Source organism: Neobacillus sp. 19, assembly GCF_049463095.1.
Taxonomy (GTDB): Bacteria; Bacillota; Bacilli; order Bacillales; family Cytobacillaceae; genus Neobacillus.
The window spans coordinates 20,531-29,595 of the sequence record NZ_JBMPZU010000046.1 but is presented as its reverse complement, the minus strand read 5'-3'; the positions used below and the strand labels follow the sequence as shown (position 1 = coordinate 29,595).

At 40.7% G+C, this 9,065-nt stretch carries 10 protein-coding genes; 1 reads left to right on the top strand and 9 read right to left on the bottom strand.

The window, feature by feature from the left end:
- Positions 1-53 precede the first annotated feature (53 nt).
- From ACO1D1_RS14460 to ACO1D1_RS14425, 8 genes are all read right to left on the bottom strand, one after another.
- The gene (locus ACO1D1_RS14460; protein WP_423336315.1) at positions 54-473 is read right to left on the bottom strand and encodes a hypothetical protein; all 420 of its coding nucleotides are present in this window, start codon (positions 471-473) and stop codon (positions 54-56) included.
- The gene (locus tag ACO1D1_RS14455) at positions 463-1,392 is read right to left on the bottom strand and encodes a carbohydrate ABC transporter permease (protein WP_423336314.1); all 930 of its coding nucleotides are present in this window, start codon (positions 1,390-1,392) and stop codon (positions 463-465) included. The genes ACO1D1_RS14460 and ACO1D1_RS14455 overlap by 11 nt, the downstream gene beginning before the upstream one ends.
- A 14-nt stretch (positions 1,393-1,406) precedes the next feature.
- Complete coding sequence (locus tag ACO1D1_RS14450) at positions 1,407-2,099, bottom strand: hypothetical protein (protein ID WP_423336313.1); 693 nt, start codon at positions 2,097-2,099, stop codon at positions 1,407-1,409.
- Between the two features lie 67 nt (positions 2,100-2,166).
- Positions 2,167-3,453: an ABC transporter substrate-binding protein gene (locus tag ACO1D1_RS14445; RefSeq protein WP_423336312.1), complete on the bottom strand. Its 1,287-nt coding sequence runs from the start codon at positions 3,451-3,453 to the stop codon at positions 2,167-2,169.
- A gap of 96 nt (positions 3,454-3,549) precedes the next feature.
- On the bottom strand, positions 3,550-4,254 hold the full coding sequence (locus tag ACO1D1_RS14440) for a response regulator transcription factor (RefSeq protein WP_423336311.1): 705 nt from the start codon (positions 4,252-4,254) through the stop codon (positions 3,550-3,552).
- Entirely contained in the window at positions 4,232-6,064 is a 1,833-nt protein-coding gene (locus ACO1D1_RS14435; RefSeq protein WP_423336310.1) for a sensor histidine kinase, read from the bottom strand. The genes ACO1D1_RS14440 and ACO1D1_RS14435 overlap by 23 nt, the downstream gene beginning before the upstream one ends.
- 187 nt (positions 6,065-6,251) lie before the next feature.
- A complete protein-coding gene (locus tag ACO1D1_RS14430; protein WP_423336309.1) occupies positions 6,252-6,605 on the bottom strand; it encodes a DUF2178 domain-containing protein in 354 nt (117 codons plus the stop codon).
- Positions 6,595-6,834: a helix-turn-helix transcriptional regulator gene (locus ACO1D1_RS14425; RefSeq protein ID WP_423336308.1), complete on the bottom strand. Its 240-nt coding sequence runs from the start codon at positions 6,832-6,834 to the stop codon at positions 6,595-6,597. Before ACO1D1_RS14425 ends, ACO1D1_RS14430 begins: the two co-directional genes overlap by 11 nt.
- Before the next feature lie 307 nt (positions 6,835-7,141).
- Here ACO1D1_RS14425 and ACO1D1_RS14420 point away from each other — a divergent pair, with 307 nt between their 5' ends.
- Complete coding sequence (locus ACO1D1_RS14420; RefSeq protein WP_423336307.1) at positions 7,142-7,930, top strand: HAD family hydrolase; 789 nt, start codon at positions 7,142-7,144, stop codon at positions 7,928-7,930.
- A gap of 271 nt (positions 7,931-8,201) precedes the next feature.
- On the opposite strand, the gene ACO1D1_RS14415 is transcribed toward ACO1D1_RS14420, so the two are convergent.
- A complete protein-coding gene (locus ACO1D1_RS14415) occupies positions 8,202-8,315 on the bottom strand; it encodes a hypothetical protein (protein WP_423336317.1) in 114 nt (37 codons plus the stop codon).
- Positions 8,316-9,065: the final 750 nt, after the last annotated feature.

Here is a 9,065-nt window from a genome sequence, read left to right as displayed (position 1 = left end):
TTATGGTGTATTGGTTCAGTTGCCATGATGGCCGTTGACCAAACCCAACAACCTTAGATAGGCGTTTTCGCATTTATCGTGAAACGCTTTCGCATTTTTTCGTGCGCCGCTTCAACCGGAATCATCATTGTGCTTAATAAACATAAAAATAGCAGCGAACTTCCCTTAAACTTCAATTTTGCAAAGGCGTAACCGGCCAGTGATCCAAAGAAAATCGTACCGATTGTGACCAAAACGGCAATATAAAAACTATTAAAATAAAAAAGATGAAACGGTGTAGTCTTTAGTACCGTAAGGAAGTTTTCCCACCTAAAAGGGCCCGGGATGAACTGAAAGGTAAATATTTTGGTAGAGTCCTTAAAGGATGTATTGATCATCCATAAAAATGGCACAATCATAATCAATGAAATAATCGTTAAGATTCCATAAAAGGATAGCTTCGTAAAAAACCCATTTCTCTTCTTATTGTTCATGGAAAACCCACCTTTTTCTTACACTCCATTGGATGAGGGTAAAGAATAAGATAATCAAAAATAAGACAATCGCAATGGCCGAGGCATAGCCAAAATCAAATAGCTTAAAGGCATTTTCCCAAATATAGTAAACGAGTACCTTCGTGTGATTTCCTGGCCCACCGCCAGTCATGACATAAATCTGCCCAAACACCTTCATCGATCCAATGACCGTTAAGATTAAGGTTAAAAAAACAGTCGGGGTAATCATCGGCAGGGTCACATGCCAAAACTGTTTCAGTTTATTGGCACCGTCTAAATAAGAAGCTTCATAGAGATTGCGATCCACCTGCTGGAGGGCGGCCAAGAATAAAATCATATTCAAGCCAACATTTTTCAACGCGCTTACCGCAATGACCGCACCCATGGCGAGATCGGGATCATAGAGCCAGGCCGGGCCGTCAATGCCAAAAACAGCAAGAATCTGGTTGATAAAGCCCTCTTCTGTACCAAACATGTATTTCCAAATAATCGACCAGACTACAATCGAGGTCATAACTGGAATGAAAATCGCCGTTCGGAAAAAGCCAATACCCGGTAAATTACGCTGTAACAGCATCGCCAGGACTAAGGCAATCACGATATTAATCGGAACTAGACCACCGGAAAAGAGCAGGGTATTTTTCATCACTTCCCAAAAGTCGGGGTCATTCACTAACCGTTGATAGTTTTCGCTGCCAATAAAATTCGGATCACCAAGCAGCTTCCAATCGGTTAAGCTCATATAAACGGAATAGAAAAAAGGAATGAACATGACAACGAGAAAGCCAAGGATCATCGGGCTGGCAAATAAATAGCCATAAAAGGCTTCACTTCCAAAAAATTTCTTTCTTCTTCTTTTTATAGGCAGTTCTTTCGTTACACTTACGTTTACTTCCATTTCTCCTGCCTCCTTTACAATGAATCAATCGCCTCTCGAAAAGATGAAATAGCTGCTTTGATGCTTTCCTCCGTATGGCCAACCACGATGGCGCCGAGCATAATCGCTTTTACCCCCGCTCGATAAAGTAAGGGAACATCAAATGTCTCAATTTTTCGTTGAGACGGAACGAGGACGGGGACATCCACCTGTTGTACAAGGGCATTATAGGCGAGGATATCTTTAAACGTTAGAGGACTCCCATATTCTTCTCCCGGGATAATCGACGCTTCAAGCGCAGATATGCCAAGATGCTTGACCTTCCCCAATTGACTGAACGGATATTCATTTGTAATCGCAAATGTCTTTTCAATTGAGTCGAGCTCTACCATCCAGCTTGGCTGATGATGGGCATAAACCGAAAAGAAATTAAAACCTAAATCGATGATCTGATCCATTTCATCCCTTTTGATCTGGTCAAAGGATCCGCCAGGGACAATCCCCAGTGGTCCAGAGAATTCCCCTCTAATCCGCCGAAACACTTCCTTATAGTCATGAACTGACCCAAAGTGGTTTCCTGATGCGCGGTGGTCTACATTTACATGCAGTTTAATCGCATCCACACCGGCTTGCATCGCTGCCTGTGCGAGATCCCATCGATTTTCCGGTAAACTAACGATTAACGTCAGCTTGTTTTTTTCTAATGCATGCTTTAACGAAGCACTCACTATGTTTGCACCCCCAGTAACAGGGATGCGGTTAATCCTTAAAAAGGGTTAACCGCATCTGTCAAAATTACTTTAATAATGGATTAATCTTATCTTCCATGCCTTTTAAGATTTCTTCAGGCTTTTTCAATTGTCCAAATAATTCATCAAAACCAAATTGAATCGCATTATCAATTTTTTGCCACTCGATATGTCCGGCCTGCAGTCTGGCATTATCCATTTCATCGATCACCGCTCGTTGAATGCTTTCTGCCGGCGGGTTATTTGGCTGATTCACAAATTCATCTGAACTAAGGACCGATTTACGCGGCGGTACAAAGTAGGTAGATGTAGCTGCAATTCCCTCTTGGCTTGTAAAGAATTTGAGTAGTTCTTTTGCTTCCTTCGGATGCTTAGAATCTTTAAATAATCCATATCCCGCTTGCCCTAGCATCGGGAATCTTCCTTTTGGCCCTTCTGGAAGCGGAGCGATATCCCAGCCAAAATCCTTCACATCACGGGCACGCGACACATAACTATAGACGTCAAAGAACATGCCAATCTTTCCGGATTCAAAGCTTACTTGCTCCCCTGCTTTTGGATGGGAGCCATCCTTAAACATCATGCGGTCAAGCATTTTAAGTGTCTCTACACCTTCTTTGCTGTTCCATGTAAACTTGGTTTGATCCTTATTAAATAGGTCGCCGCCATAACTCCAGGTGTGCGACAATAAAGAAATCCATGTATTCCAGTCACGGAAGAAGTTTGCCCCATACACACCGTTGGACGAAATCGCTTTTGAAGACTTCTCGAATTGCTCCCATGTCCATGTTCCAGCCTGTACATGCTCATTCGGAGTCTTTTCGCCGGCCTTTACAAACAAATCTTTGTTATAAAATAAAACCATCGGCGGGGTTGAAAATGGGATCCCATATAATTTCTTGTCCTTCTCAAACAAATCCAGTGTGGATGGGAAGAAGTCATCCATGTCATAGTCCTGATCTTTTTTAAAGGACGAAACATCTTCTAAAATCCCATTTTCCATGAATTGCGGCACCATCCGCTCCGCTACCCATCCCACATCAGGTAATTCCCGTCCTGCAGCTAATACCGTGATTTTTTGCTGGTAATCCGGGAAGGGGACACTCTCCATTTTTACTTTGATATTTGGATGCGTTTCATTGTATTTTGCAATTAACTGGTTATAAACCTCCTGGTGCGCCTCATTCCCCCACATCATAAAGGTCAACTCCACCGGCTTATCCTTCGATTTTGACCCTTCATTGGTTGTGGCCGTCTTTTCCGTGTCTTTGCTGCATGCGGAAAGCGCTACCAAAAGTATGGCTAATAAAATGAGTCCAAACTTTTTTACCATCACATTACCTCCCTTTGTTGTTCATTGTAAGAAAGAATGCCGTGAAAAAATATCCTCCCAAACATAGAAATAGTTCGTTATTCTCATATTTTTTAACTAATGGGAATTTTTACGGAACTCTACCGGCGTCATTCCGGTTTCCTGCTTAAACACCGTCATAAAATGTTTAGGACTTTTATAGCCTGATAGCTGCGCCACCTCGTATACTTTTAAACTCGTTCCTTTTAATAGCTTTTTTGCCTTTTTTAATCGTTCTTCCGTTATGTATTCTGTAAAGGTCATCCCTAACTCCGACTTAAACAGCTGGCCAACATATTGCGGATTTAAATAGACATGTTCGGCGATATGCTTTAAGGTGATTTCACGGCCTAAATGGTCATCAACAAATTGAAGAATCTCTTGAAACTGTCGTGAAACATTCGCACTGTCTGCCTTCGTTTCTTTAAAGATGGTGGAAATCGTTTCAGACAGTTCTACCCGGTTAATCGGCTTTAACAGATAATCCGTAATGCCATAACGCATGGCCGTTCTCGCATACTCAAAATCACTATGACCGCTTAAAATGATGATTGGCACCTCTTTGGAGATTTGCCTTACTTTCGAAATAAACGTAAGACCATCCATTCCCCCCATCCGGATATCAGTGACAACTAAATGCGGCAATCGCTGGTGAAAAAGTAACACCCCTTCTTCGCCGCTTTTTGCTTCTATGACCTGAAAACCGCCCATGACTTGTTCAAGTAACACTTTAAGACCTTGTCTAATAATCGCTTCGTCTTCAACAATTAATACCTCTTTCAACACCCTCGTTCCCCTTTCTCTGAATAGGCATATTGAGCGTAACGGAAAATCCAGCCCTTTCCTGACTCTCCATTTCTATTCCGTATTGTTTTCCATATAACAGCTGTAATCTTTCGTGAACATTTGGTATCGCAATCCCATTATGGTTTTCGGTCGGCTGGGTTTGTCCTGTTGCCAGTGACTGCTTTAGCTCCGCTAACTTTTCAGCCGAAACACCTCTGCCATTATCCTGAATAACGATTTCCAGTGTTTGTTTTTTAGAAAGGGCTTTCATCACAATACGCCCTCCCTGGCCAAACAGCCCATGGAGGATCGCATTCTCCACAAACGGCTGCAACACGAGTTTTGGAATGAGTACGTCATGTAAGGATGAATCGATCTCTTCCACATACTGAAGGTCCTCCCCCATCCGAACCCGCTGGATCGCGATATATGATTGGATAAAAGCCAATTCCTCTTTTAATGTGACAATTTTAGAAGAGTTATCAACGGTATAGCGTAATAACCGGCCAAGTGAAGAGACCATATCGGATACTTCCAAATTTCCCTTTGTGATGGCCAGCATATTGATGGTCTCTAATGTGTTGTAGAGAAAATGCGGATTCATTTGACTCTGCAGTGCTTTGATCTCTGCTTCCTTTTCCCGTAATCCTGTTTTGTAGACTTCTGAAACAAGACGGTCAATTTCGTTCACCATATGGTTGAAGCCTTTTCCAAGCTGGCCAATTTCATCATTGGATGGAATGGAAACACTTTGATTCAGATTACCCTTTCTCACATTTTCCATGGCTCTTCTTAATGTATGAATCGATTCTACCAGCGGCTTTGATAGAATAAACCCTAATACCAAAGAAATGAAAATACCGATGAACATGACCAAAATCACCACTTTTCGTAAGTGGTTCACTTCCGTCAAAATCACGGCACTTGGGGTTAACATGAGGGTTTTTACACCTGAATAGGGGGATTCATTATAGACAACCAAATAGTTCACACCATCAATCGGAACGGTCAAATGATTGTTTTCCTTGAACATGTTCATTTCAGCTAAGATCGAGTCCCCAATGAGTTTGTCTTCCTTATTTGGATAAATGAATTGATTTTCCTTGTTCAGAATAAAAATGCGGTTCGCCCCATTGGTCTTACTTAAAATATCCTGGATTAAATCCTGCTTTAAGTCGATTTTGATGATCCCAAGCGGTTGATAGGTGTACGGATCTCGGATCAGCCTGGCAACGGAAAAGACCGTCACGTCTTTGCGCAAATAATAACTAGGTTGATGAAGCGGTAGTAACACCCACTCGCCATCCGCCTGTTTAATTTTTCCAACCCATTCATTATTCGTGTCAAACACTTTCAGCATGACCGTATTGGAATCCAAATTACTAAAAATCGTGCCGTCATTGGCCATTAGATGGATTCCTTTAATTTCATTTCTCATATGAATAAAACTAGAAATATAGCGCCATAACGTGATTCGTTCATTTGCAGGCGGAAACATCGTTTTTTCACTTGGGGTTTGGTGATTGTGTAAAATATCCATGACTTCTTGATTGTAGAGGGGAGATAACGAAATGATTTGCATTTCCTTCAGGTACCGGTCCAGATTGCGAGTAATTTGATCCGCTAATTGGATTTGATATTCTTCCGTGCGTTCTTGACTGGATTTTGCAAATTGATAATAGGTAATACTTCCAAGAAGAGTCGAGGTAACCAAAATCAGCAGCGAAAAGATCAAAATTAATTTCACCCGATATGGAAGCGACAACAAAGATTTTTTGAGGTTTTGTTTCATCGTGACTAATTCCATAAGAATCCCCTTTTCTCCGAATAAGCTATGTATTGCTTTCTACATTTTTCGAGGAATTCCTTTGTTACCTGAAAAAAAGGGCCAGGGGGAAAAGTTGATATTCTTGATCGATGATTCTTCTTGTCCCCGTTCCATTTTGCAGCTGAATTGCTCTTTCTAAATCTTCTTTTCCTTCTATCTTAGTTCTTTAGTTTAAAAAATCTTTTTTATATCGAACGGCTAGATAGATTCCTGAAGCGAAGAATGCAAGAGAATATTTAAACAAGAAGAAAATTTGCCACATATATTCTTTCGGGAAAATCACGTCGCACAAAATGACTCCACATAACATAATGAGGGTACTTTTTAAAGATATTTGATTTGTTCTTTCGTCCGCCTGACCCATTTTTTTTCGAAATACGTATGTCAGAAGCGCTCCGACTAAAAGCAATACCATACCGATACCGATAAGCATGTTCCAATTTCCCGAAGATTGTTCAGCCCAGGACTTTAAAGGGTTAAAAATGGAGTTAGGGATATCTGAGATCGACTTATTTTCCATTTTGATCACTTCCTTTCACATAAGTAAAAACTTCGTTTACATCAACATTAAAAAATTCGGCAATTCGAAAAGCCAACAGCAGAGTCGGAACATAATTTCCTTTTTCCATTACGAAAATGGTTTGTTTGGAAACCCCGACTTTCTCTGCTAATTCTTGCTGAGACATTCTGGCAAGTACACGATATTCATAAACCTTATTTGATATCGAATCACCAAAATCTTTCTTCATGACAACCACCTCTTGAATTAAATTATAAACTCAGTTTTTATAAAAGTAAAGTAAACTTATACAAAAACACCAAATATCTTTATATTCGACTATGTTACTTTAATTTAACAAAAGCCTATAAAACACTTATGGATGAGCAATATTTACGAAAGCAGTCCTTATAATAGAAGCAATCTTTGACAACTATCGAAGCGTGACAGTGGCATCAGCTTCCTATTAAACTTCATTTAATCTATACACTGCGTTTACAAGGCTTTAATCTTCAGGTGATATGATTGCTTTAGCAACGAATGAGGAGGCAGAATAAATGAATGTGCGTGCAATATTTATTGATATGGATGGGACACTACTAAAAGCCTCAAACACCATTTCCCACCGAAATAGGGAAGCCATTAATAGGCTCATGAATCAGGGAATCATGGTTTTTCTAGCTACTGGACGACACTATGAAGTAACAGCTCCCTACCATAAAGAAATGGGATTGCAAACTCCGATGATCTGTTTGAATGGTTCCGCTATTCACGCGGCGGATACAGGAAGAGTTTTGCAAATGAAAAGCGTCCAATTGAACGAAGAACGATTTCACCATCTTACTGCTGAAAGTCCTTGTAATGTTATGGTCCATACAGCACATGGGCTTTATTGTAAGGAAACGAATGAAGAAATAGATTATTGGACAAATGTGGGGCAAACTCCGCCGCGGTATATTGGAGATTTAAGACAGGCAAATTATCAAGATGTACTTAAATATAGTGTCCGAACAGGTATACCAAGTCCGAAAATTTCTGCCTTGTTTAACAAGGAAGCAGCAGTCATCGATTGGAATGATGGGTTTGAGCTGCTTGCTCCTAATGTTTCCAAATGGTCTGGTATAAAAACCTTACTTACCGAACTTCGAATGAGTCCAAATGAAGTCGCAGCCATTGGAGACGGACCCAATGACATAGAGATGCTTCGTCATGCCGGTATGGGTGTCGCAATGGGGAACGCTAGCGACAAGGTTAAAGCAGCTGCTGATTTTGTTACGGGACATCACGAAAATGATGGATTAGCTGAATTTATAGAACGTTATCTGATAAAATCACTTGCGATTTAGCGTTTTTTTGAAGCCAAGGGGTGCGCTTACGTAGATCGCTTCTACATCAGGGGTAACCGCTTCTCTTCAGACACTTACGACACATTTTTCGAAACATACGACATTTACTGGATATTAATTAGAAAACAAAAGAACGCAAATGAAAAATCGATCAACATTTCTTTGATCTATTGCAATTTTCCTCCACTACGAAAAAGAAGCAAGGGAACCCATCCGGCCCCTTGCTTCACTCTCTCTACGTATGCGACACAATCAATTCGCAATGTCCCTCTCATTCAAACGCACCGAATCCAACGGGAAGGATGAGATGTGTGCCTTTGTTCAACTCGTACCGTCCGCCATAATGAAGAAGGGTATCGTCTCCCCTAATCACACTAAGCAGCAAATACAGATCATGCGCCAGGAACAATTAAAAATGCCCTTCTCTGAACTACCAGGAAGGGCAACTTTGATTATTTAATAGGTTACATCAAATTGAAATGGGCTGAAAATCTAAATCATAATAATTAGATGAGCCTTCCAAGTATACTTTAGTGTGCCGGATGGGGCTGAACCCAATGTTCCTACGTAGACTGCTTCTACATCGGGGTTTACGCTCTATTTTCTTGAACCCCCTATGTGGACCTCTTCTACATCGACGTTAAGGCTTAAATTTTACTCAAACATCCAAGTAGAAATGGTTTTAATCAAAAAAACAGGGCCCAGCCCCGCTGCTCTTAAAGTCGCGGAACTAAACCCTTCATTGTAACTATTGAATTAAAATGGCAGCGCATGGACCTACACACCCACGCACGCTTTTTCGGACAAATATCGGGTCGTGCCTGGTACCGTTTTATTGGATTATTCGTATTAGCATTATTCTTAACACGAAAACTAAAGAGAAAACATAACTACCGCCTAGTCTTTTAAAGGTCGGAAGCGGGATGATGATTGGAAAAAATTTTTAAGCTATTTTCGTAATTAATATTGTTATTAACAGCGCTCATCCTCGTAAGCCGCTTTTAAATAGTTAATTTTATACCTTTTTTAGAGAGCCAATAGGGGGGATTGGATTCATTTGCGACTAAAACCTTGGCAGTAATGCATCCAATAAGCGGGATTGGATTCATTTTCACTAAAAACCTTGAGCGTAATG